The 21996-nt window shown below is 41.5% G+C and carries 27 protein-coding genes and 1 pseudogene; 18 read left to right on the top strand and 10 right to left on the bottom strand.

Annotated features, from left to right (window positions below; translation table 11 throughout):
* Positions 1-15: 15 nt before the first annotated feature.
* From trmL to rsmC, 3 genes are all read right to left on the bottom strand, one after another.
* Positions 16-495, bottom strand: a complete 480-nt coding sequence (gene trmL / locus J1G47_RS08630) for a tRNA (uridine(34)/cytosine(34)/5-carboxymethylaminomethyluridine(34)-2'-O)-methyltransferase TrmL (RefSeq protein WP_160428316.1) — start codon at positions 493-495, stop codon at positions 16-18.
* 3 nt (positions 496-498) lie between these two features.
* On the bottom strand, positions 499-2676 hold the full coding sequence (gene rlmKL / locus J1G47_RS08625; protein ID WP_160416360.1) for a bifunctional 23S rRNA (guanine(2069)-N(7))-methyltransferase RlmK/23S rRNA (guanine(2445)-N(2))-methyltransferase RlmL: 2178 nt from the start codon (positions 2674-2676) through the stop codon (positions 499-501).
* 149 nt (positions 2677-2825) lie between these two features.
* Positions 2826-3767, bottom strand: coding sequence for a 16S rRNA (guanine(1207)-N(2))-methyltransferase RsmC (gene rsmC / locus J1G47_RS08620; RefSeq protein ID WP_207326579.1), 942 nt, complete (start codon positions 3765-3767; stop codon positions 2826-2828).
* An 82-nt stretch (positions 3768-3849) separates the two neighbouring features.
* Here rsmC and J1G47_RS08615 point away from each other — a divergent pair, with 82 nt between their 5' ends.
* From J1G47_RS08615 to pyrD, 10 genes are all read left to right on the top strand, one after another.
* The gene (locus tag J1G47_RS08615) at positions 3850-4263 is read left to right on the top strand and encodes a DNA polymerase III subunit psi (protein ID WP_005713136.1); all 414 of its coding nucleotides are present in this window, start codon (positions 3850-3852) and stop codon (positions 4261-4263) included.
* A gap of 1 nt (position 4264) precedes the next feature.
* Positions 4265-4705 (top strand): M23 family metallopeptidase, encoded by a 441-nt coding sequence (locus J1G47_RS08610; RefSeq protein ID WP_015940032.1) that lies wholly within the window; start codon positions 4265-4267, stop codon positions 4703-4705.
* A gap of 241 nt (positions 4706-4946) precedes the next feature.
* A complete protein-coding gene (gene rimI / locus J1G47_RS08605; RefSeq protein ID WP_015940033.1) occupies positions 4947-5384 on the top strand; it encodes a ribosomal protein S18-alanine N-acetyltransferase in 438 nt (145 codons plus the stop codon).
* A gap of 113 nt (positions 5385-5497) precedes the next feature.
* A complete protein-coding gene (locus tag J1G47_RS08600; protein WP_160416009.1) occupies positions 5498-6841 on the top strand; it encodes a type II toxin-antitoxin system HipA family toxin in 1344 nt (447 codons plus the stop codon).
* Entirely contained in the window at positions 6823-7185 is a 363-nt protein-coding gene (locus J1G47_RS08595; protein ID WP_223300026.1) for a helix-turn-helix transcriptional regulator, read from the top strand. The genes J1G47_RS08600 and J1G47_RS08595 overlap by 19 nt, the downstream gene beginning before the upstream one ends.
* Positions 7186-7213: 28 nt before the next feature.
* Positions 7214-8539, top strand: a complete 1326-nt coding sequence (gene srmB / locus J1G47_RS08590) for an ATP-dependent RNA helicase SrmB (RefSeq protein ID WP_207326578.1) — start codon at positions 7214-7216, stop codon at positions 8537-8539.
* Between the two features lie 120 nt (positions 8540-8659).
* On the top strand, positions 8660-9292 hold the full coding sequence (gene lolB, locus J1G47_RS08585) for a lipoprotein insertase outer membrane protein LolB (protein ID WP_005713149.1): 633 nt from the start codon (positions 8660-8662) through the stop codon (positions 9290-9292).
* A gap of 1 nt (position 9293) precedes the next feature.
* Positions 9294-10139, top strand: coding sequence for a 4-(cytidine 5'-diphospho)-2-C-methyl-D-erythritol kinase (ispE, locus tag J1G47_RS08580; protein WP_207326577.1), 846 nt, complete (start codon positions 9294-9296; stop codon positions 10137-10139).
* A gap of 27 nt (positions 10140-10166) precedes the next feature.
* Positions 10167-11117: a ribose-phosphate pyrophosphokinase gene (locus tag J1G47_RS08575; protein ID WP_005713153.1), complete on the top strand. Its 951-nt coding sequence runs from the start codon at positions 10167-10169 to the stop codon at positions 11115-11117.
* Positions 11118-11363: 246 nt separating this feature from the next.
* Positions 11364-12371: a quinone-dependent dihydroorotate dehydrogenase gene (pyrD, locus tag J1G47_RS08570; protein ID WP_160586013.1), complete on the top strand. Its 1008-nt coding sequence runs from the start codon at positions 11364-11366 to the stop codon at positions 12369-12371.
* A 280-nt stretch (positions 12372-12651) separates the two neighbouring features.
* Here pyrD and J1G47_RS08565 read toward each other — a convergent pair whose 3' ends face one another.
* The 7 genes from J1G47_RS08565 to coaBC all read right to left on the bottom strand — a co-directional run bounded on the left by J1G47_RS08565 (position 12652) and on the right by coaBC (position 16587).
* A complete protein-coding gene (locus J1G47_RS08565; protein ID WP_021110348.1) occupies positions 12652-12798 on the bottom strand; it encodes a hypothetical protein in 147 nt (48 codons plus the stop codon).
* A gap of 38 nt (positions 12799-12836) precedes the next feature.
* Complete coding sequence (locus J1G47_RS08560; protein ID WP_223300025.1) at positions 12837-13088, bottom strand: hypothetical protein; 252 nt, start codon at positions 13086-13088, stop codon at positions 12837-12839.
* Positions 13089-13342: 254 nt separating this feature from the next.
* Complete coding sequence (gene crp, locus J1G47_RS08555; RefSeq protein WP_010787261.1) at positions 13343-14017, bottom strand: cAMP-activated global transcriptional regulator CRP; 675 nt, start codon at positions 14015-14017, stop codon at positions 13343-13345.
* Positions 14018-14083: 66 nt separating this feature from the next.
* Positions 14084-14308, bottom strand: a complete 225-nt coding sequence (locus tag J1G47_RS08550) for a YheU family protein (RefSeq protein ID WP_005713165.1) — start codon at positions 14306-14308, stop codon at positions 14084-14086.
* A gap of 7 nt (positions 14309-14315) precedes the next feature.
* The gene (slmA, locus tag J1G47_RS08545) at positions 14316-14921 is read right to left on the bottom strand and encodes a nucleoid occlusion factor SlmA (protein ID WP_005713169.1); all 606 of its coding nucleotides are present in this window, start codon (positions 14919-14921) and stop codon (positions 14316-14318) included.
* A gap of 8 nt (positions 14922-14929) precedes the next feature.
* Positions 14930-15385, bottom strand: a complete 456-nt coding sequence (gene dut / locus J1G47_RS08540; protein ID WP_005713171.1) for a dUTP diphosphatase — start codon at positions 15383-15385, stop codon at positions 14930-14932.
* Positions 15382-16587 carry a bifunctional phosphopantothenoylcysteine decarboxylase/phosphopantothenate--cysteine ligase CoaBC gene (gene coaBC / locus J1G47_RS08535; RefSeq protein WP_021113200.1) on the bottom strand — a complete coding sequence of 402 codons (1206 nt, stop codon included), beginning with the start codon at positions 16585-16587 and terminating at the stop codon, positions 15382-15384. The genes dut and coaBC overlap by 4 nt, the downstream gene beginning before the upstream one ends.
* A 169-nt stretch (positions 16588-16756) precedes the next feature.
* Here coaBC and radC point away from each other — a divergent pair, with 169 nt between their 5' ends.
* The 8 genes and pseudogenes from radC to J1G47_RS12140 all read left to right on the top strand — a co-directional run.
* Positions 16757-17473, top strand: a complete 717-nt coding sequence (gene radC, locus J1G47_RS08530) for a RadC family protein (RefSeq protein ID WP_207326576.1) — start codon at positions 16757-16759, stop codon at positions 17471-17473.
* Between the two features lie 125 nt (positions 17474-17598).
* Positions 17599-17835, top strand: coding sequence for a 50S ribosomal protein L28 (gene rpmB / locus J1G47_RS08525; RefSeq protein WP_005713177.1), 237 nt, complete (start codon positions 17599-17601; stop codon positions 17833-17835).
* 11 nt (positions 17836-17846) lie between these two features.
* A complete protein-coding gene (gene rpmG, locus J1G47_RS08520; RefSeq protein ID WP_005624479.1) occupies positions 17847-18017 on the top strand; it encodes a 50S ribosomal protein L33 in 171 nt (56 codons plus the stop codon).
* A gap of 104 nt (positions 18018-18121) precedes the next feature.
* The gene (locus J1G47_RS08515; protein WP_207326857.1) at positions 18122-19042 is read left to right on the top strand and encodes a TonB-dependent receptor; all 921 of its coding nucleotides are present in this window, start codon (positions 18122-18124) and stop codon (positions 19040-19042) included.
* A 168-nt stretch (positions 19043-19210) separates the two neighbouring features.
* Positions 19211-19576, top strand: a complete 366-nt coding sequence (locus tag J1G47_RS08510) for a YgiW/YdeI family stress tolerance OB fold protein (protein ID WP_005713180.1) — start codon at positions 19211-19213, stop codon at positions 19574-19576.
* A gap of 60 nt (positions 19577-19636) precedes the next feature.
* Complete coding sequence (locus J1G47_RS08505; RefSeq protein ID WP_010787266.1) at positions 19637-20308, top strand: response regulator; 672 nt, start codon at positions 19637-19639, stop codon at positions 20306-20308.
* The gene (gene qseC, locus J1G47_RS08500; RefSeq protein ID WP_207326575.1) at positions 20295-21695 is read left to right on the top strand and encodes a quorum sensing histidine kinase QseC; all 1401 of its coding nucleotides are present in this window, start codon (positions 20295-20297) and stop codon (positions 21693-21695) included. Before J1G47_RS08505 ends, qseC begins: the two co-directional genes overlap by 14 nt.
* Positions 21696-21816: 121 nt before the next feature.
* Positions 21817-21879, top strand: a pseudogene (locus J1G47_RS12140) (RNA-guided endonuclease InsQ/TnpB family protein); the annotation flags it as partial.
* Positions 21880-21996: the final 117 nt, after the last annotated feature.

Raw genomic sequence — 21996 nt, 5'->3', positions numbered from 1 at the left:
TATTACACCGATAATTCAAATCTCTTGCCTTGGCACTGCATTTTGATAGCCAAACTGTCGCCACGCTTCGTACACCACAACAGCAACGGAATTAGACAAGTTCATACTACGGCTATCTTTACACATCGGGATACGGATTTTTTGTGACATTGGTAAACTATCTAAAATCGCTTTCGGTATCCCACGGCTTTCAGGGCCGAACATCAGAAAATCCCCCCATTCGTACTGCACATCGCTATGATTAGGCTCGCCTTTGGTGGTTAAAGCAAAAAGGCGTTTAGGCTTTGCTCGCTCAAGAAAATCATCAAAGTCTTTATATTTTTGAATATCGACAAACTCGTGGTAATCCAGCCCAGAGCGGCGTAATTTTTTATCATCCCACGCAAAGCCAAGTGGCTCAATCATATGCAAACGGAAACCGCAGTTTGCACAAAGACGGATAATATTCCCACTATTTTGTGGGATTTCAGGTTCATATAACACAATATCTAACATAATTTATTCCGAATGTTTCACAATCCAGCAGTTATGAATATGCGGATTACGCTCAAAATCCAACGGTAATGTTTTGTGCGAAATGTTTTCCGCCGTTAATCCTAATTCAGCCAAGCTGTCAAAATCCATTTTAAAGCCACGTTTGTTGTTCGAGAATACAATCGTGCCGTTTGCCGTTAAAATGCGTTTCAACTGTTTCATCAAGGCAATATGATCACGTTGTATGTCCCAACTGTTTTCCATTCGTTTTGAATTAGAAAAGGTCGGCGGATCAACGAAAATCAGTTCAAAACGCTCACGGCAATCCGCTAACCATTGCAAGCAATCTGCCTGATGCAAGCGGTGATTTCGTAGTGAAATATTGTTCAGCTCAAGATTTTGTTCCGCCCAGTTGAGATAGGTGTTTGACATATCTACTGTCGTGGTCGATTTTGCTCCATTTAACGCTGCGTGAACTGTCGCTGAACCCGTGTAGGCAAACAGATTTAGGAAGGTTTTTCCTTTCGCCATTTCGCCGACCATCTTACGTGTTAAGCGGTGGTCAAGGAACAAGCCTGTATCAAGGTAATCCGTCAAGTTTACCCATAGCCTCGCCCCATATTCATTCACGAAGAAATAGTCGCCTTTATTCGCCAGTTTCTCATACTGATTAGTCCCTTTTTGACGTTGGCGAACTTTTAAGACTAATTTATTTGTTTCAACACCGGTGACATACAAGGTCGCTGATACCGCATCAAGCAAGCGCTTGCGAGCTTTGTTTTCATCAATATTTTTCGGTGCGGCATACTCTTGCACCACGATATGATCGCCATATCTATCTACCGCCAAATTATATTCTGGTAGATCGGCATCGTATAAACGATAGGCATCAAGCCCTTGCTGTTTTGCCCATTTTTCGATCTTCTTGATATTTTTGGTTAAGCGATTAGCAAAATCAGGGGCAACCTGTGCGTTTTGGCTAAATTGCAGATTTTCATCAAGATCTGACCGCTTGTCTGCATTTTCGCTGATCAAATAGTTCTTCTGCACACACTCAAGCGGTCCATTCTTTGCCTTAAATTGACGAGCTGAACGCAGACGTAAGCAGTTCAGTAATTCAGGTTCGCCACTAAAAATAGAGGCATTCCAACCTGCAAATTGCTGTTTTAACCGTTGCCCAAAGACAGAATACAACGCAATTAACGCTGGGGTTGTACCTAATCGCTCACCATAAGGCGGATTACAAATCACCGTCCCCACCTGCTCTGCAATCGGATTTTTCAACGCCGACATATCGCCCTGTTGCCACTGAATTAAATCTGCCACCCCTGCATTTTTCGCATTCTGTTTAGCTTTTTGTAGCACTCGGTGATCAAGGTCAAAGCCGAAGAACAGCACTTTGCTTCCCTCCCCCTGCTCGCGGGGGGAGGTGCCGAAGGCGGAGGGGGGTAGGATTTCCCCCTCTTTCGCTTCCTGCCAAACCCTTTTCCACAGTTCGATCTGATGCCCCTTCCAACTATCAAATCCCCAATGGATACGGTTAATTTGTGGGGCTATATTGGCTTGCATTTGAGCCGCTTCAATCAACAAAGTCCCCGAACCACACATCGGATCGACAAGTGGCGTGCCTTTTTGCCAGCCTGAACGCAACACAATCGCCGCCGCCAAGGTTTCACGCAACGGTGCTTTCCCTGTTTCTTCACGATAACCACGCATATGCAAGGCCTCACCGCTTAAATCCAAAGAAATAATCAATTCTTCACGGTTTAAATAGGCGTGTAAACGAATATCTGGACGGATTTTATCCACTGTCGGACGAGCAAAACCTTTACGCTCAAAATAATCGACAATGCCGTCTTTCACTCGCATTGCACCGAATTGTGTGTTGCGAATTTCACGGTTTGTGCCGTTAAAATCCACGAAAAAGGTATCTCTTGGATCGAAAATGCTCTGCCAGTCGTAAGCAACCACAGACGCATACAAATCGCTGTCGCTGAAAAATTTCGTATTGATTAAGGGTAATAAAATACGGGAAGCCAAGCGACTATGCAATAACGCTTGATACGCCCCTTTTAAATCAGTGGTGAAATGCACGCCGCCTTGAGCCACTTTGCACTGTGCGTGCGTAATCTGCTCAAGTTCGGTTTTTAACATTTCTTCAAAGCCACGCGCTGCGGTGGCGAAATAGGTTGTTTGGGTCATTGTTTTAGGTCAATGGAAAAAAGTTGATGGAATTATAACTGAATTTCGTTAGATCTTTAAAATAGCTGCTGAATTTTAACAACTAATTTAACTAATCTTTATTAGACTCTCGCTGAATACACCTTAAACTTACTCGACTTCGCTAACACTTAATGTCTACAAAATGCCTTATCCAATAAATCGGGATAAGGTAAAAAAGCATTGGCAACAATGAGTAGCTCACCACCACGGTTAAGATGTTGTTTAGCTTGGGCAATCAACTCTTCTACCGCACGATATGCCGTATCTACACCGTCGTGGAAAGGTGGATTTGACACAATCAGATCAAAACGCCCGCCAATATGGGAAAAGACATCACTTGCTACCACATCACCTTCAAGCTGATTTTCCGCCAGTGTTCGCTTACTTGATTCCAATGCCATTGCGTGAATATCTGACATCGTCAGCTTGATTTTCGGGAATTGCTGTTTTAAGCACGCTCCAATCACCCCAGCCCCACAGCCAAGATCTAACACCTTCCCTTTCAATCCATCGGCTTTATTGAAGGTGGAAAGCAACAATTTAGAACCATTATCCAGTTCTGCCGAGCTAAACACTGCAGGCAAAGCAAACACATCAAGATCGCCCAAACGGTAAGATTTCCAGAATTTTTTGCTATCAAAAGTAGGCACATTTTCCAGCCTAAAATGGTACAACCCACAACGACGAGCCGAGTCAATCTTGGCTATCTCACCAAACGGCTCAAGTAAATTTTCCACTGAACGCACGCCGACACGGTTTTCACCTACCACCAATAATTCTTGACCAACTGACGCAGTCGCCAGCCATTGTAACAACTGAAATTGACACTCTTGCTTATTCTTCGTCCAGTAAAAGACTGCTAAGTCTGCTTGCTGATAACATTCCAAGCCAAATTCCACGTTATTATAATGGCGAGCATAATCAAAATAGCTACTGAACACCGCCACAGACTTTGCCATCGGCTGAATGAGTCCCGAAAAATCATCACGCACATCGCCAAATAACAATACATTTTTTTGCTCAAAGACGCTCAGATGGCGTTCAAGCACTTCACTTTCGATTGATAACATAAATTTCCAAATTTAATGCAAAATAATTTCTGCATTTTACCGATTTTTGCTACTATTCCCCAACTTTTTATGAGGAAAAATGATGAATCGCCGAGATCTGCTTCTAACAGAAATGAATATACCCCAATGGATACTTGTTAAACCGCAAGTACTCAAAGGCGATGCACAAATTCGCTTGGCGGACAATATAAAGCTGGTAGTTATTTGCGAAGAAGATCACCAACAGACTGGGTTATTTCAAGATGTTTTACGAGCCTTGCAATTAAATCACGAGCAATATCAATGGATTAGCCTTGAGCAAGCAATGCGTCTGCAATTCGATCATCAACCGATTTTCTGGCTGATTCAACCTGAAGAACAAGCGGTACAATTTACAAAAAAATTTGCAAATCAGACCGCTTGGCAGTGTGAGTCTTGGCAAATGCTTTCCCAAGCTACACAAAAGCGAGAGCTTTGGCAACAGATGCAACTGTTTTGTAAAGATATGGCAGAATAAAATGAAAACATTAGTTAAGTATATTACAGTTTTAGGAATATTATTCAGTTTCTTTATTGCCTGTATTTATCTTTTCAAACCACCTTATTTCTACGCTTATGCACGTTGGTTTCCTACTTTACTGCAAGGAACACCAACAGAACAAAGCTTACCCAATCCTGTTCCCAATCAACGGTTTGCAGATACTTGGCACGGAATGCGAAGTGGCGGACAAAACAAACTGGGTGGAAAAGTGGTCAGCGTAATGACGGGATGGACGGTACATTACTATGCTCACTTGGAAGAATATGGCGATATAAAACGTCATCAATGGATTGAGCAAGGAGCTGTGATTGGCACTGTTGGTGATAGTGGTAACGCCAAAGGTACTCCACCTCATCTGCATTACGGTATTTATACACCGACTGGGGCTGTTAATCCTTATCCTTTAATTAAACAATAAATAGTTTTTTTATATGAAAAAATTTGCTATTCATCTTTTATTTGCAATATTTCCGTTGCCACCGCTTGTAGCTCTATAGAAACAGCCAAGACAACGCTAAACAACACTGAAAAATGGACAGCAGAAATAGATAGAGAGGCAAATTTCTATCGTATCAACAATAAGTTATTGGTAAGCTTGTGAAAAAGTGATACCCAATAACACATAATTCATTACATTACTAATGTTTTAAGGATATTCTGTGATAGAACCTATTTTAGAAAACGACTTCGACCGCCTTTTTGAGATCGAACAACAAGCCCATTTAGTGCCTTGGGCGAAAGGGACGCTGTTAAACAGCCAAGGCGAACGCTATTTGAATTTGAAATTATCCGTTGAAAACCGCATTGTTGCCTTTGCGATTTGTCAGTTTGTGCTTGATGAAGCCACGCTGTTTAATATTACAGTTGATCCTGCTTATCAAGGCAAAGGCTTTGGTAAGCAACTGTTGCAAGCGTTGATCGCTCAGCTTCAACAAAAACAGATCACGACATTATGGCTTGAAGTACGAGCTTCAAACACGACAGCACAAAAACTTTACTTCTCACTAGGCTTTAATGAAGTGACGGTGCGGAAAAATTACTACCCAACCCAAGACGGTGGGCGAGAGAATGCGGTGGTGATGGCGTTATATTTATAATGAGAGATATATCTCTCGCCAAGTAACAAAAATGGATTTTGTGTAACTTATAACTATCACAAAATCCTTTTTCTGTTTATAATGCGTGATATTTTTTACCGTAGAGAATTTTTATGCAAATCGAACCGCTTATACTTCAAGCCTACATTGCTGATCGTTGGCAGGATATTGCTATTTTGACCTTTCAGGCTGATTATAGTCTCAATGATTTTAGCTATCTCCATGATTTAACAGAAATTTTAAGTGATAATGATAAGGCAGTTTCATTTAACTACCCTGTGGAATTTTTTCCGCATCGCAGTGTATCGGGCTGGTTTGCATTTTTAGATGATATAGTCCCTTCTGGGGCAAGCCGGCGTTATTGGTTGCAAAAACTAGATATTGCTCATTTGCCGATGGCTCAACAAAACTATTTGTTATTAAAACAAGGCACGATTGCACCTGTCGGGCATTTACGAGTTAAACAAGCGGTCAGTTCTTTTATCGAAAATGAACCCCCTCGCTTATTTGAAATAGACGATGTTATCAATCGCCAAGCTGATTTTTTGGAATATGCTAATCAGCGTGGGGCAATGGCTGGCGGTGCAACGGGGGCTGGTGGCGAAGCGCCGAAATTATTGCTACGCCAAACAGCCACTCGGCAAGTTTGGATTGATAACCTACAACAAGGTGCCTCTTCTGACGATTTCTATTTAGTCAAGTTTCCGCGTGGGAAACGTAGTGTAATAGATTGCGATATATTGAGAGCTGAATTTCACTATTATCACGAATTAGCCTCAATGGGTTTTGATACCATTGATACGACAAAAATGCGATTGGAAGAAGGCGAACGTTACCCGTCGTTGTGGTTACCTCGCTTTGATGTTTATCGTAATGAACAGGGGAAAATGGCTCGTTATGCCGTTGAATCTGTTTATGCTATGTTAGAAAAAGGGGCTGGCTCTTTGCTGGATCACGAAAAGGTTATTCGTCAGTTGATTGCTAAAATTGAAACCTCTCATTTGGTTGAAACAGGAATGTTTTTTGATAAACAAGCTTTTGTGATCGAGTGGGTAAGGCGAGATTTATTGAATATCGCATTTGGAAATAGCGATAATCACGGACGAAATACGGCTTTCTTACGCAATCAAAATCGTATCTGGCTTGCTCCAATTTATGATTTTGCCCCAATGAAAGCAGATCCTGAAGGTATTCCTCGCACGACAATGTGGGATAGTAAAGGTCACCCTGCATTAGAATTAGGCGGTGAATATCGTTTTGATCTGATTGCAGAACAGCTTGATAATTTATGTCCAGCCGACAAGTTATTAGATGCTTTGCGTCAAACAGCCCAACAGCTTGTCGGACTTAAAGCACGTTTAGAAGCAAGGGGCGTTCCAACGGCGATTTTGACGTACCCTTCAATCAGTTTGGACTATTTACCTGAAAAATTAAAACGTTGGCAATTATTATCATAATGGAAGAGATCAAACAGGCGAGAGCCTCTAAAAGTAAAAAAACGTTAGATATTTATCAGAGAGCGACTGTGCGAGACGAAATTGCTCGTAAGCTATTGCTCAATGAGATGAGTTTAGGGCAGGCGTTGAAATATCTACGTTTACATCTACTGGCAATGAAACAAGAGCGTTATGCGGAGATTGTCAAAGTTTCTCGCAAAACGTTATCTGATTTAGAAAATGATAAGGGAAATTACAGTATTGATATTATCAATCAGGTGTTACGCCCCTTTGAATTACAACTAGGTGTTGTGCCAATGAACAAAACACTACTCAGACAAGTTTTAAACGAACAAGCGGTCTGATTTTCTTAAAAATTAACAAGAGAACAAAATGAACGAATTAACCACCTTTGAAGAATTAGATTTAAGCCCTGAGCTGTTGCAAGCGTTGGAAAAAAAAGGCTATAAACGCCCAACGGCTATTCAGCAAGAAACCATTCCGCCTGCAATGGAAGGGCGAGATGTGTTGGGTTCTGCCCCAACAGGCACAGGAAAAACCGCTGCATTTTTACTGCCGGCGTTACAACATTTGCTCGATCACCCACGCCGTAAGCCTGGTCCGCCACGCATTTTAATTTTAACGCCGACCCGTGAATTAGCGATGCAAGTCGCTGAGCAAGCGGAAGAGTTGGCACAATTTACCAACTTGAAAATTGCCACTATTACAGGCGGTGTCGCTTATCAAAACCACGGCGAAGTGTTTAACACCAATCAAGATCTTGTGGTGGCGACACCTGGGCGTTTGCAACAGTATATTCAAGAAGAAAATTTTGATTGCCGTTCTGTCGAGATTTTAATTTTTGATGAAGCGGATCGTATGTTGCAAATGGGGTTCGGGCAAGATGCCGAAGAAATTGCAGCGGAAACCCGTTGGCGTAAATATACTTGGCTCTTTTCTGCCACCTTGGAAGGCGAATTGTTAGTGGATTTTGCTGAACGCATTTTAAATGATCCCGTTCAGATTGACGCAGAGCCAAGTCGCCGTGAGCGTAAGAAAATTCAGCAGTGGTATTATCACGCTGATAATCTTGAACATAAAACCAAATTACTTGCCCGTTTGATAAGTGAATTTGAGATTGAGCGAAGCATTGTGTTTGTTCGTCGCCGTGAAAGTGTGCGAGAGCTGAGCGAAACCTTGCGTAAACGTGGTATTCGTTCGACTTATCTGGAAGGCGAAATGGCACAGACACAACGTAATCAAGCGATTGCTCGCTTAAAAGACGGCGTGGTAAATGTGTTGGTGGCAACGGATGTGGCTGCTCGTGGGATTGATATTGATGATGTCGATTTTGTGATTAACTTTGACCTGCCATATAGTGCGGATACTTATCTACACCGTATCGGGCGTACAGCTCGTGCAGGCAAGAAAGGTTCCGCAGTATCGTTAGTCGAAGCTCACGATTACAAGCTACTTGGCAAAATTAAACGCTATACGGAAGAGCCGTTAAAACCGCGTATTATTGAAGGCTTAGCACCACGCACCAAAGCCCCAAAAGATGGTGAGGTGAATACGGTGTCGAAAAAAGAGAAAGCGCGGATTAAGAAAAAGAAAGAAGAGAAAAAAGAGAGCTTGAAGAAAAAAGTGAAAGTCCGCCACAAAGATACCAAGAATATTGGTAAACGGAGAAAGCCGACGGGGGAGCAGGGCGAAAGCTAAAAACAAGCGGGTAGATCTCACACCATTTTTAGTAAATATCAAATATTTTCTTAAAATAATTTGATTGTAGTTTCATAGTATATTATTGAGACTATTATAACTTTCAAATTTGAGGATTGTATGAAAAAACTCACAAAACTGCTATCCCTTACTCTGTTATTTGCCCTTGCTGGTTGTCATTCTGTACTGGATGCTCCGACTGAAATCACTCAACCTAGTGTGACAATTCCACATAATGATGCAAAATGGCAACAACATCTTGCACAATTAACGCAAATCAACGCCTACTCGGCGAAAGGGCAATTTGGCTATATTTCCCCTGAGGAACGTTTTTCTTCCCATTTTGATTGGCAATATAAAACCCCGACGAACTTTGGGCTAACGATGTCCTCAAATTTATCAAGCAAATCATTGAAATTACAGCGTAATGCTTATGGAATGACGATTTCTGACAGCGAGGGGCGTTCTCGTACCGAAGCAGATGTGGCTATGTTAATGGAAGAAATTATCGGCGTTTCGTTCCCGATAGATCAATTTGCCTATTGGGTGAAGGGGCAGCCTGAGCAACAGTCAAACTATATTGTCAATGAAAAACGCCAGTTGGCTCAATTTGATTATGCGGTCAATGGGACGTTGTGGAAAGTTCGTTTTGTGGAATATCACGAAGATCGCCCGCCAAATCTGCCTAAGTTGATTGTGTTGGAAAATGGTTCTCAAACCTTGAAAATTCGTATTGATCATTGGGCGTACTAATATGGCTACTTTTACTTTTCCAAGTCCTGGGAAACTTAATCTTTTTTTGTATATTACAGGTAAGCGGTCTGATGGCTATCACGAATTGCAAACGCTATTTCAGTTTTTGGATTTTGGTGATGATATTGAGATTGAACTTCGCCAAGATCCAACCATTTGCTTAACCAAGCAGATTGATGGTGTGGCTGTTGAGCAAAATCTGATTTATCGTGCTGCAAAATTGTTGCAAGAAAAAACCGCTTGCTCGTTAGGGGCGAACATTGGCGTAACCAAACGCTTGCCGATGGGCGGAGGTGTTGGGGGCGGTTCATCAAATGCGGCGACGGTGTTAGTTGCGTTGAATGAACTTTGGCAAACAGGGCTTTCCCTTGAGCAACTTGCTGAAATGGGATTAACCTTGGGGGCAGATGTGCCGATTTTTGTGCGAGGCATTGCGGCTTTTGCTGAGGGGGTGGGTGAGAAATTAACGCCTTGTCAGCCGAAAGAGAAGTGGTATTTGGTGTTAAAGCCCGACGAGGCGATTGCAACAGCTTCGATTTTTAAGCACCCCGATTTAACTCGTGATACGCCAAAACGTACTTTAACGGAGCTACTTGATGCCCCTTTCGCAAACGATTGCGAAAAAATTGTCAGAGATCTGTATTCAAAGGTTGATGATCTACTAAATTGGTTGGTACAATACGCACCGTCTCGGCTAACAGGCACTGGTGCTTGTGTATTTGCTGAATTTGATTGTGAAGATGAGGCTCGCCGTGTGTTTGCGTTAAAACCTGAAAATGTTGAGGGCTTTGTGGCACAAGGCAGAAATGTTTCCCCTTTACATAAAACGCTCAATTTATATCCTTAAAAATCTACATCTAGAGGTTTATCCAAAATGCCTGATATTAAACTCTTCGCTGGAAACGCTACTCCTGAATTAGCAAAACGAATTGCTGAACGTCTTTATATTTCTCTCGGTGATGCAACAGTAGGTCGTTTCAGCGATGGTGAGATCCAAGTGCAGATCAATGAAAATGTGCGTGGAGGGGACATTTTTATTGTGCAATCAACCTGTGCACCAACGAATGATAATTTAATGGAGTTGATCGTAATGGTTGATGCACTTCGTCGTGCTTCGGCAGGTCGTATTACCGCCGTAATTCCTTACTTTGGTTATGCTCGTCAAGATCGTCGTGTGCGTTCAGCGCGTGTGCCGATTACCGCTAAAGTGGTTGCTGATTTCCTTTCAAGTGTGGGGGTGGATCGTGTATTAACTTGCGATCTACACGCAGAACAGATCCAAGGCTTCTTTGATGTGCCTGTGGATAACGTTTTCGGTTCGCCTGTGTTAATCGAAGATATTTTAAAGAAAACCGATTTAGTTAATCCGATTGTGGTTTCACCTGATATTGGCGGTGTGGTGCGTGCAAGGGCTATTGCAAAATTATTAAATGATGCGGATATGGCGATTATTGATAAACGTCGTCCGAAAGCAAATGTGGCTCAAGTAATGCACATTATCGGTGATGTGGCGGATCGTGATTGTATCTTAGTTGATGATATGATCGATACTGGCGGCACATTGGTTAAAGCCGCAGAAGCATTAAAAGAGCGTGGGGCTCGTCGTGTATTTGCTTATGCAACACACGCCGTTTTCTCCGGCAGTGCGGCGAAAAACTTAGCGAATGATGCGCTTGATGAAGTGATTGTGACAGACACTATTCCACTTTCGGCTGAGATCCGTGCATTAAATAAAGTGCGTGTATTAACCTTATCAGGAATGTTGGCAGAAGCTATTCGTCGTATCAGCAACGAAGAGTCTATTTCTGCAATGTTCAGCCATTAATCAAAAGCCCAATCGAAAGATTGGGTTTTTGATTTCTAATGTATGGCATTGATTTTTAGAAAGAAAAATTAATTCTTCCCCCATAAATGGGGGAAGTCCCTTCGTGAAGCGAAGGGGATGGGGCGGAAAAGGATATTTAATTCTCCCCCATCCGCCCTTCGGGCACCTTCCCCCGCAAGCGGGGGAAGAATTTTCTTTCTTTCCCTCAAACGAGGGAAGAATTGTAATTTTATATTCATACAAATGATGTACCCACTTATCAAAAAAGCACTCTTTAATCTTGATGCGGAAAACGCCCATCAATTTGCTATTCAATCTTTAAAATTATTCGGCAAAACCCCGTTTTCTTTGGCTTGTTCGCTTCCCGACAATCCGACTGAAGTAATGGGGTTGCGTTTCAAAAACCCTATCGGTTTAGCCGCAGGGGCGGATAAAAATGGCGAGGCGATTGATGGCTTTGCTAAATTAGGTTTCGGTTTTATTGAAGTTGGCACTGTCACCCCCGTTGCACAAGACGGTAATCCACGTCCACGACAGTTCCGTATTCTTGAAGCCGAAGGCATTATCAACCGTAACGGCTTTAATAATCTTGGGGTTGATGTGCTGATTGAAAATGTAAAAAAGGCAAAATATAACGGCATTCTTGGGATCAATATCGGGAAAAACGCAATCACCCCGATTGAACATAGCTTGGACGATTATCAAATTTGCTTACGCAAAGTCTATCCACACGCCAGTTATGTGACGGTCAATATCTCATCGCCGAACACTAAAAATCTGCGTTCTTTGCAATATGGCGAGGCACTTGACGATCTGTTACGCTCACTTAAAGCCGAACAAGCCCAACTTTCGCAAAAATTTGGGGGGTACAAGCCGCTTGTTTTGAAGATCGCCCCTGATCTCTCCGCCGAAGAAATCGCGTCTGTTGCGGACAGTCTTGTCCGCCACCAAATTGACGGTGTTATTGCTGGCAACACGACACTTTCACGAGATAGCGTCGCAGGCTTGCCTTTTGCGGATCAGCAAGGGGGGCTAAGTGGCAAACCGTTAAATGCACTAAGCACTCAACTTATTTCGCAACTTTTTCAAGAGTTAAATGGCAAACTGCCTATTATCGGCAGTGGCGGTATTCATTCGGTGCAATCAGGGCAAGAAAAAATCAACGCGGGGGCAAGTTTATTACAACTCTATTCTGCGATGATTTATCAAGGTCCTGATTTAGTACGGCAGTTGGTTAGGAAAATTTCTATTTAGGGATGGTTTTACAAACTTCTAAGAGTCCCCCATCCGCCCTTCGGGCACCTTCCCCCGCAAGCGGGGGAAGAATTTTAAATTCTTCCCCTATTTATGGGGGATGTATCCTCGCTTGCGGGGGAAGAATTTTAAATTCCTCCCCTATTTATGGGGGATGTCTCCTCGCTTGCGGGGGAAGGATTTTAAATTCCTCCCCTATTTATGGGGGAAGTCCCCGAGCTTGCGAGGGGGATGGGGGCTAGCGAGGGGGATGGGGGCTAGCGAGGGGAATACACACCAGCTAAACAATACTCACATATCGATCAACATCAGGAATAAAGCCTGCTTCTTTGCTGTATCCAACTGCAATGGTATATTCATAGCTACCTGAGCCAATAGCGGTAACATTCGTATTTCCTTTTACAGCTGTCGCGGCAATAGAAATCACTCCTGATGGCACCTGTAGAGTAACACCATCATCCACTACTAAGGATGTTTGTTCTGCCCTATGGGCATCAGCCTTAATCGATTGACGGGTACCTTCCGTCGTTTCATATTCCCAACTAAAGTTATAATATCTAACAATCCCTGATTTCTTCTAATAACAAGTTGTTCATCAACAATTTTAGTGAAAAAGACTTTAAGGGGTTCTCCTGATTTATCAACAAGATGATAAGTTTTACCTGAAGCCGCAGAAAGAGTTTTATTAGTGAGTGATAAAGGAATAGAGGAGCGCATAGTTAAACCTTAATTTGTCAAAGAAAAATGAATTCCGAAACCGTTTGCCAAAATGGATATATTGTATTTTTTAAGGGGGGGTAGTCAAGCGGAACGATGTGTAGCAAGGCAATCAGGAGGTTTAGAGAGGTTTTTTCGGTGTATAGACAAAAGTTTTTATGGGGCTAATAATTGGGGGGAAATCTTAATGTTTTAAGGCTAAGTTAGATTAATTGATTTGATAATCTAACGTAGCACTTTGCATTTTTAATATGTTATCTTGTCCCATACACAACGATAGTTTTACCATGTGCAGAAATTAACCCTTCATCCTCAAGCATTTTCAAAATACGACCAACAGTTTCTCGTGAGCAACCGACCATTTGCCCAATTTCTTGACGAGTAATTTTAATTTGCATACCCTGAGGGTGAGTCATCGCATCAGGCATTTTAGCTAAATTCATCAATGTTTGAGCAATACGGCCTGTTACATCAAGGAATGCAAGGTTACTAACCTGTCTTGATGTCATTCGTAAACGGCGAGCCATCTGAGCTGAGAGATACATTAAGATATCAGGATTTAGATGAACTAATTGCTTGAATTTTTTATAAGAAATTTCAGCAATTTCACAGTTGCCTTTAGTTCTTACCCAAGCAGTGCGAGGCTGAGCCTTTTCTTCAAAAAGGCTGATTTCACCGACAAATTCGCCTTGTCCTAAATTGGTTAATAACATCTCCTTGCCTTCTTCATCCTTGATAAAGACAGACACAGCTCCGCTGACAATATAAAACAGTGATTCAGCATCTTCACCTGCGTGAATTAAAGTATATTTTGCTGGATAACGATGAATATGACAGTGAGTTAAAAACCATTCCACCGAAGGATCGTGAATGGATGGTAATGGGCTGACATCTTCAAGCTGTGCGGTTGAGATTGAAACATCTTGCATAGAAACCTCTATAAATCATTTATAGTTGATATAGCTTAATACTACGTCAAGAATTTTAGCATAAATTTACAAATTCCCTAAGAAAGATTTTTTATCTTTAATATCAATGCTTTCGTGCAATTCTGACCAAACAATTACAACTTTATCGGCTTTTAACTGAGCTAATAAACGTTCTCGTTTTTCTGCGAGCGTGAGTTCTCGCTCCCCATAATCTGTTCCTTCTCTTAAAATAAAAGAATCTAAAACATTATATAGGGTGCTTTCTTCAAGTTCTTGCCAAGGGATAATCATCTTTTTCCTAGTAGAACAATGGCTTAATCAGTTGCCACTGTTTTTCAAAATGTTGATGTTGATTAAAGCCAAAATTTGAGCGAACAAGGCGTAAAAATTGCCCTTCACAGAAATTCACCAAGTAACCAGCCAATGCTCGTTCATCAGCAAAAGCCCTGCCCTCACGCAATTTACGCATTTGCAATAAATTCATAAATTGCAGTTCTAATCCTTCAAAGAATTTTGCGACACGAGCTTTGAGTAACTCATCTTCAAACATTAATGCATGTCCTGTTAGAATGCGTGTCACCCCTGGGTTCTTTTGTGCAAATTCTAAGATAGTTTGTAAAATCGCTTTTACTGCCAATTCGGTATTTTCTTGGCGTTTACTTGCATTGATATAGCTCGTTAATGTCATCTCAATCCGTTCAATCAAAGCCTCAAACATCTTTGTTTTACTTGGGAAGTAACGATATAACGCCCCTTCAGATACGCCGACCGCTTTTGATAATCTTTCGGTCGTAACACGTTGCATACCTTCTTCCGAGTTAAGTAGCCCGATTAAGACTTCTAGCACTTGTTGCTGGCGTTCTTTTACCGATTTTTTCGGCATTTTGATAACAGGTTCTGTCATTTTCAATCCTATTGCTTACCTGAATGACCAAATCCACCCTCACCACGATCTGTCGCAGTAAACTCTTCTACAATGTTAAATTGTGCTTGCACCACTGGGACAAACACGAGCTGTGCGATACGATCACCCACTTCAACAGTAAACGGCTTATCGCTACGGTTCCATAGGGAAACCATTAATGGACCTTGATAATCGCTGTCGATTAAGCCAATCAAGTTACCCAATACGATCCCGTTTTTATGTCCAAGCCCTGAGCGAGGCAAAATCACCGCGGCTAAGTTTGGATCAGCGATATAAACCGAAATCCCCGTTGGAATTAACACTGTATGCCCAGCTTCTACGGTTAAAGGTTGCTCAATCAATGCACGTAAATCTAACCCTGCTGAACCTGTTGTTGCATAGGTTGGCAAAGGAAATTCTGTGCCGATACGTTTATCTAAAATTTTTAAGTCGATTTGTTTCATTTTTTATCCTTATATCTTGTCACAATTTCTGCTACTAATCCTTCCGCCAATTTTCCTTTATCTGCAAGCGGTAAAATTTTCTCGCCATTTTGCCAAAAGAGATGAAGTGAATTTTGATCTTGCCCGAGCACCTGTCCGCCAGAGACATCATTGGCACAGATTAGATCTAAATTCTTACGTTGTAACTTGTCTTTCGCATAATCTGCTACATTTTGCGTTTCAGCCGCGAAGCCCACGACAAAAGGGCGATTTTGAGCAAGATGGGCCACCGTAGCGATAATATCGGGATTTTTTACCAGTTTTAAAGTCAGTTCATCATTATTGCCTGTTTTTTTGATTTTTTGCTCCGCAATCTGTTCCACACGGTAATCTGCGACCGCCGCACAGCCGATAAAAATTGCATTTTTTTGTGCCAAACTCACCGCTTGTTCCGCCATTTGTTGTGCAGAAATCACGTCAATACGGCTAACATTTTGCGGTGTGGCTAAATTAACAGGGCCTGCAATCAAGGTGACTTTTGCCCCACGTTTAGCGAAGGCTTCCGCGATCGCAAAGCCCATTTTGCCTGAACTGTGATTGCTGATATAACGCACAGGATCGATCGCTTCACGCGTTGGGCCTGCGGTAATCACCACGCTTAAGTCAGCAAGATCTTGCGATTGCGTAAAATGATCTTCAATCGCTTGGAAAATCTCACTCGGCTCAGACATTCTGCCTTTGCCTATATCGCCGCAGGCTTGAAAGCCAGCGTTAGGCCCAATAATCGAAACGCCTTGCTCTATTAAACTTTGCAAATTTTCCTGCACAATTGACCGCTTGTACATCTGCTGGTTCATTGCTGGTGCAAGTAAAATTGGTGAAGCGGTCGCAAGACAAATGGTAGAAAGCAAATCATTGCCCATGCCAATACGCAGCCGTGCAATAAAGTCAGCTGTTGCAGGGGCAATCACGACTAAATCAGCCCATTTCGCCAATTCAATATGCCCCATTGCTAATTCTGCTTGTGGATCAAGTAAAGAAGTTGAAACTGCATTACCTGAAATAGCTTGCAAAGTCAGCGGTGTTACAAAGGCCTCTGCCGCAGGGGTCATTGCTACTCTCACTTCAGCCCCCGCTGTTTTTAATAAACGGATTAACTCAATGGTTTTGTAAGCCGCAATACCGCCAGTAATGCCGATAAGGATTTTTTTATCTTTTAACATAACGAATCATCTTTATGATGGATTTTCTGTTCGCTATTCTACGCAAATAGGTACTCACTCACAACGCCCTATTTTTGCGATCTTTGTCGAAAAAAGAGAAAAAGCCTTTTGAATCAAGGAGGGAAGATTTTTATGCTGTTTGCACTTTTTAACTAATTGAACAAAAAATATGAATGAAAGTTCTTATGAATTAATGCCAAGAGAAAAATTACTAAAATTTGGGGCAGAAGCTTTAAGTGATGCGGAGCTATTGGCAATCTTTTTACGCACAGGAATTAAAGGGATACCTGTAATGGATCTATCAGAAAGTGTATTAACTGCCTTTGGCTCATTACGAGGATTGCTGTCAGCGACATTAGAGGATTTTTGTAAAATCAAAGGGTTAGGGCAAATTCAGTACATTCAACTTCAGGCTACGAAAGAGATGACGAAACGCTATCTATCCCAACAAATGAAAGTCAATGAAATGGTAGATAGTCCCTATTTGGCGGTAATGTATTTTCAATCGGAATTAGAATCTTGGGAGCGAGAGGTGTTTATGGTGATCTTTTTAGATAACCAAAATAGGCTAATTAAAACAGAAAAAATGTTTTATGGCACGATCAACCAAGCCTCAGTTCACCCTCGTGAAATCATTAAAGAAGCCTTGAAGTGTAATGCCGCCGCCATTTTAGTTGCACATAACCACCCATCTGGCAACTGCAATCCAAGTGAGGCAGATCGGTTTTTGACTCGAAAAATAGAAATGGCGTGTGATTTAGTCGATATTCGCTTTGTTGATCATATTATTGTTGGCAAAGGTGACTATTTTTCGTTCGAAGAAGAAAAGTTTGAACAAGAAAATAGCGAATTTTCCCCTTGTTTAGATGAACTAAAGCAAGTATAATTCGCAGTCTTTAAAATAGTCTGTGGGTCGGGTGTATGTACCTGACGAGGTCGTCAGATTGAGTTGAGCCTTTCTGAACGCCCGAACCATTTAGCTTAAGCTTAAGTAATATCGGAGAATTGAAAATGTCTAGAGTCTGTCAAGTAACAGGCAAGCGTCCAGTAGTTGGTAACAACCGCTCACACGCAATGAATGCGACTAAACGTCGTTTTCTTCCAAACCTTCACACTCACCGTTTCTGGGTTGAGAGCGAAAACCGTTTCGTAACTTTACGCTTAACAGCGAAAGGTATGCGTATTATTGATAAAAAAGGCATCGATGCAGTATTAGCTGAAATCCGTGCTCGTGGCGAAAAAATCTAAGGAGCTAACAAATGGCAGCTAAAGGTAATCGCGAGAAGATCAAATTAGTTTCTACTGCTGAAACTGGTCACTTCTACACAACAACAAAAAACAAACGTAATATGCCAGAAAAAATGGAAATCAAAAAATTTGATCCAGTTGTGCGTAAACACGTTGTTTATAAAGAAGCCAAAATCAAATAATTTGCTTACTTATACTAAGAACCCAGCGAAAGCTGGGTTTTTTATTTCTATTATTTTCTCGGTATTCTATTAAATTTTATTTGAAATGATAACAATTCTTATTTATAATTGTTTCTGAGTGTTTTACTTGGTTTTTACCTAATAGGAGTTTTAATGTCGCTATTTGGGCAATTCAGAAAGTTACTTTAACAACAGGCGTTCGCTACGACCATTTCAGCTTAAATACATTAGGCAAACCAAATAGTACTAAAATTCATGCTTCTGAGGGGAAAGTGAATCCTAGCTTGAATGTAATTTGGGATATCACCTCAAACTTGGCATTGAAGACAAAATTGAATTATGCCAGCCGTTCCCCAGCATTAGCCACAACTAATACTATAACAGATAACCGTGCAAATTTAGCACAAGTTCGTGGAAGGAGAGATGTTGATAGTAATCTAAAACCTGAACAATCACGTCTAGCAGAAGTCGGTTTTGAATGGAAACATTCAGGAGCTAGACTTGTAGCAAGCCTTTTTGATGAAAAAGTAACGAATTATTACTCCGGAGTTACTGCTCCTACTATAACAAATCTTGGCAATCTTAGAACTAAAGGATATGATGCTGAAGCATCTTATGAAATTGCAGGGCTAAAAGTTGGTGTTGGAGCAAGTTATTCAAGAGCTACCCCTGAAGGCTTTAAACTTTCGGGGGGTGTTTTGGATATTGTACCTAAAGGTCGCCAATGGAAAACAACTCTTTCCTATACATTTGAGAATCCAAATCTAGAGATAGGATATAGAGGGCGTTATGCAGAAGCTAAAACCTTTGTGATTACGACTAGAAGTGGCGATGAAAGAATTCGTAAAGCTGGCTACGGAGTACACGATATTTATGCTAATCTGAGATTACTCAAAGATGATTTAAGTCTCGACTTTGCTATTAATAATATTGGAAATAAACGATATCAAAGTCATAGTCAACGTTTGCATTCACATATAAACCCTGGTCGTCAGTACATTATTGGGGCAAACTATAGATTCTAATTTTTTCATAATGTGATCTAAGCGGTAGGATTTACGAATCTTGCCGCTTTTTTATTAGATTTTGTCTAAAAATAAATTTTTTTATCTTAAGACTTTCTTAAGATTTCTCTGTTTTAATACACTCAACAAAGCAATAATGCTTTTACTAATAAACACTAGGAGCAATTTATGAAAAAACTTACTTTACTTTCAGCATTACTTTTATCAACCGTTAGCCTTTCAGCATTTGCGGACAAAGGTTATTATCAAAATGGTGGTTTTACTAATAGTCAGCAAGCGGTTACTCAAGCCAGCCAAGTATCTTCAATGAGCGATGATCAATATGTCGTATTACAAGGCAAGTTGGTTAAGCAGTTGGATAAAGACAATTTCACATTCCGTGACGCAAGCGGTGAGATCACGGTGGATATTGACGATGATGCTTGGAGAGGGCTAAATGTTACCCCAAATGATGAAATCAGACTTTATGGTGAAATTGATAAATCACTAGTCGGTACAGAAGTTGATGTTCATCGTGTTGAAAAGGTAAATTAATGCGATAATAGGAAAGTGGCAGTAAATGCCACTTTTCTCTTTTAGAATTTGGAGGTTGAGATGCGTATTTTATTAATTGAAGACGATCCGTTGATCGGAGAAGGGCTAAAACTTGGGTTGAGTAAATCCGGCTTTAGTGTGGACTGGTTCACGGACGGTAAAACTGGCTTAGATGCGTTAAGTTCCGCACCTTATGATGCCGTAGTTCTCGATCTCACCCTGCCAAAAATGGACGGACTTGAGGTGTTACAAAGTTGGCGGCGGGCTAATCAAGATGTGCCTGTGCTTATTTTGACTGCAAGAGATACCCTTGATGAACGTATCATGGGGCTACAACGTGGTGCAGATGATTATCTCTGTAAACCTTTTGCTCTCGCAGAGGTTGTAGCTCGTTTACAGGCGTTGATCCGTCGTCGTTATGGGCATACCAACCCTGTGATTGAACATAGTTTAGTGAAGTTCGATCCAAATCAACGCAAAGTGTTTCTTCGGGAGCAAGAAGTCACGCTAACCACACGAGAGTACAATTTGCTTGAGTTATTTATGCACAATAAAGATCGTGTTCTCACCCGTTCTTTCATTGAGGAGAAACTCTATACTTGGGACGATGAGGTCAGTAGCAACGCTCTTGAAGTCCATATCTACAATTTACGTCAGAAACTCGGAAAACAGTTTATTCGTACCGTACACGGTGTCGGCTACGCCTTAGGAAAAAACGATGAAGTTGCTTAAAAATACCAGTTTGCGTTTTCGCTTGATGATCGTGATTTCTTGCACGGCGTTGCTTATTTGGCTTGTATCCACTGCAGTGGCGTGGGTGCAAGTTCGTCACGAAGTTGATGAAGTGTTTGATGCTCAACAGGTGCTGTTTGCTCAACGTTTGGCCTCTTCAGATTTACGCACATTATTGATGGAACGTAAGCCACAACGGACTTTCAACGGCGAACACCATAAAAAATCTTTTAAAAAGATCGCTTTCGATGATGATGCTCTGGCATTTGCTATCTTTAATGCCCAAGGGGAAAGGATATTGAGCGACGGGCATAATGGTGCAAACTTTCCATTTAAAAGAGCCAGTGGTTTTACCAAATCCCGACTTAATCACGAAGATGAAGACGAGTGGCGAATTTTTTGGCTACCTATAGGTGATCGTTTTTTTGTGGCGGTCGGTCAAGAGCAAGATTATCGAGATGATCTGGTTCAAGGAATGGTGTTTAGCCAAATGTGGATTTGGTTCGCCAGTTTGCCGTTATTATTGGGCTTGATTGTGTGGGTGATTAAGCGTGAACTATTGACATTGCAACGTGTGGGGGAGCAAGTTCAACAGCGAACGCCTGATGATAATAGTCCGCTTTCGACTGATGTTCCGAAAGAGATTTTACCGCTAGTCAGCAGTTTAAATCAGTTTTTTGATCGGACTTCAACAATGTTGCTTAGAGAGCGTCGCTTTACTTCTGATGCTGCTCACGAGTTACGCAGTCCGTTAGCCGCGCTGAAAATTCAAACCGAAATTGCACAATTAGCTGGAGATGATACCGCTTTACGTGAGAAAGCCTTGCATAATCTTACTCAAGGGATTAATCGTGCAACTCAATTAATCGAGCAACTGCTTACGTTATCCCGTTTAGATAATTTAACGGAATTGGAAGGTGTAGAAGATATTCATTGGGAGAAATTAATTCCATCATTGGTGGGGGAGCTTTATTTCCAAGCACAGAAACGAGAGATGGAAATTGAGTTTGAACAAAAAGGCGTACCTGCGGTTAAACAAGGTCAGCCGTTACTTCTTTCCTTGATGTTACGAAATCTGGTAGATAATGCAATGAAATATTGCCCTCAAGGTACGACCATTCGTATTACATTAGAGCCACAATGTATTATCGTGGAAGATAATGGTGGTGGTGTTGATGAGGCAGATCTTGCTAAACTGGGGCAGCGTTTTTACCGTCCTGCTGGGCAGAATGAAAAAGGGAGCGGTTTAGGCTTGTCGATTGTAAGACGTATTGCAGAGTTGCATGGTTACTATATTTCGATGGATAATGTATACAATGTGAAGGGTGGAAAAGGGCTTAGAGCTATTATTAATTTATCGGGACTGTGCCGTCAAACTCCGTCCTGAAGGATGGAGATATAAGGCACAAACGGTGTGAGCCGTTTCAAACCTAACTAAGCAGGTGTTTGTTGTTGCTTGATGTATTGGCGAATAATCGAAATGGGCGCATTACCGCGGCAGGCATCAAATCCGCAGAATTAAACAGTTCTGCGGTTCTGCTCGTTTTGTGTTTAATCGGGCGTTGACTTGGTAAAATGAGCAATACGAAGTAGCCTATTGAGAACAATAGGAGCTAGTAGGAATTCTCGCCTTTTATAGCGGAGAGTACGTCAATCAATATCTCCTAGACTATATTAACAAAATTTTT

The organism is Glaesserella parasuis (assembly GCF_017352235.1).
GTDB classification, from domain to species: Bacteria; Pseudomonadota; Gammaproteobacteria; order Enterobacterales; family Pasteurellaceae; genus Glaesserella; species Glaesserella parasuis.
Note: the sequence above shows the minus strand (reverse complement) of the source record. Positions and strands in the feature narration are given on the sequence as shown.

Bases quoted from the DNA above. Each gene is read 5' to 3' on its own strand.
- trmL (WP_160428316.1), bottom strand. From the start codon at position 495: ATGTTAGATATTGTGTTATATGAACCTGAAATCCCACAAAATAGTGGG.
- rlmKL (WP_160416360.1), bottom strand. From the start codon at position 2,676: ATGACCCAAACAACCTATTTCGCCACCGCAGCGCGTGGCTTTGAAGAA.
- rsmC (WP_207326579.1), bottom strand. From the start codon at position 3,767: ATGTTATCAATCGAAAGTGAAGTGCTTGAACGCCATCTGAGCGTCTTT.
- J1G47_RS08615 (WP_005713136.1), top strand. From the start codon at position 3,850: ATGAATCGCCGAGATCTGCTTCTAACAGAAATGAATATACCCCAATGG.
- J1G47_RS08610 (WP_015940032.1), top strand. From the start codon at position 4,265: ATGAAAACATTAGTTAAGTATATTACAGTTTTAGGAATATTATTCAGT.
- J1G47_RS08600 (WP_160416009.1), top strand. From the start codon at position 5,498: ATGCAAATCGAACCGCTTATACTTCAAGCCTACATTGCTGATCGTTGG.
- srmB (WP_207326578.1), top strand. From the start codon at position 7,214: ATGAACGAATTAACCACCTTTGAAGAATTAGATTTAAGCCCTGAGCTG.
- lolB (WP_005713149.1), top strand. From the start codon at position 8,660: ATGAAAAAACTCACAAAACTGCTATCCCTTACTCTGTTATTTGCCCTT.
- ispE (WP_207326577.1), top strand. From the start codon at position 9,294: ATGGCTACTTTTACTTTTCCAAGTCCTGGGAAACTTAATCTTTTTTTG.
- J1G47_RS08575 (WP_005713153.1), top strand. From the start codon at position 10,167: ATGCCTGATATTAAACTCTTCGCTGGAAACGCTACTCCTGAATTAGCA.
- pyrD (WP_160586013.1), top strand. From the start codon at position 11,364: ATGTACCCACTTATCAAAAAAGCACTCTTTAATCTTGATGCGGAAAAC.
- J1G47_RS08560 (WP_223300025.1), bottom strand. From the start codon at position 13,088: ATGCGCTCCTCTATTCCTTTATCACTCACTAATAAAACTCTTTCTGCG.
- crp (WP_010787261.1), bottom strand. From the start codon at position 14,017: ATGCAAGATGTTTCAATCTCAACCGCACAGCTTGAAGATGTCAGCCCA.
- J1G47_RS08550 (WP_005713165.1), bottom strand. From the start codon at position 14,308: ATGATTATCCCTTGGCAAGAACTTGAAGAAAGCACCCTATATAATGTT.
- slmA (WP_005713169.1), bottom strand. From the start codon at position 14,921: ATGACAGAACCTGTTATCAAAATGCCGAAAAAATCGGTAAAAGAACGC.
- dut (WP_005713171.1), bottom strand. From the start codon at position 15,385: ATGAAACAAATCGACTTAAAAATTTTAGATAAACGTATCGGCACAGAA.
- coaBC (WP_021113200.1), bottom strand. From the start codon at position 16,587: ATGTTAAAAGATAAAAAAATCCTTATCGGCATTACTGGCGGTATTGCG.
- radC (WP_207326576.1), top strand. From the start codon at position 16,757: ATGAATGAAAGTTCTTATGAATTAATGCCAAGAGAAAAATTACTAAAA.
- rpmB (WP_005713177.1), top strand. From the start codon at position 17,599: ATGTCTAGAGTCTGTCAAGTAACAGGCAAGCGTCCAGTAGTTGGTAAC.
- rpmG (WP_005624479.1), top strand. From the start codon at position 17,847: ATGGCAGCTAAAGGTAATCGCGAGAAGATCAAATTAGTTTCTACTGCT.
- J1G47_RS08510 (WP_005713180.1), top strand. From the start codon at position 19,211: ATGAAAAAACTTACTTTACTTTCAGCATTACTTTTATCAACCGTTAGC.
- J1G47_RS08505 (WP_010787266.1), top strand. From the start codon at position 19,637: ATGCGTATTTTATTAATTGAAGACGATCCGTTGATCGGAGAAGGGCTA.
- qseC (WP_207326575.1), top strand. From the start codon at position 20,295: ATGAAGTTGCTTAAAAATACCAGTTTGCGTTTTCGCTTGATGATCGTG.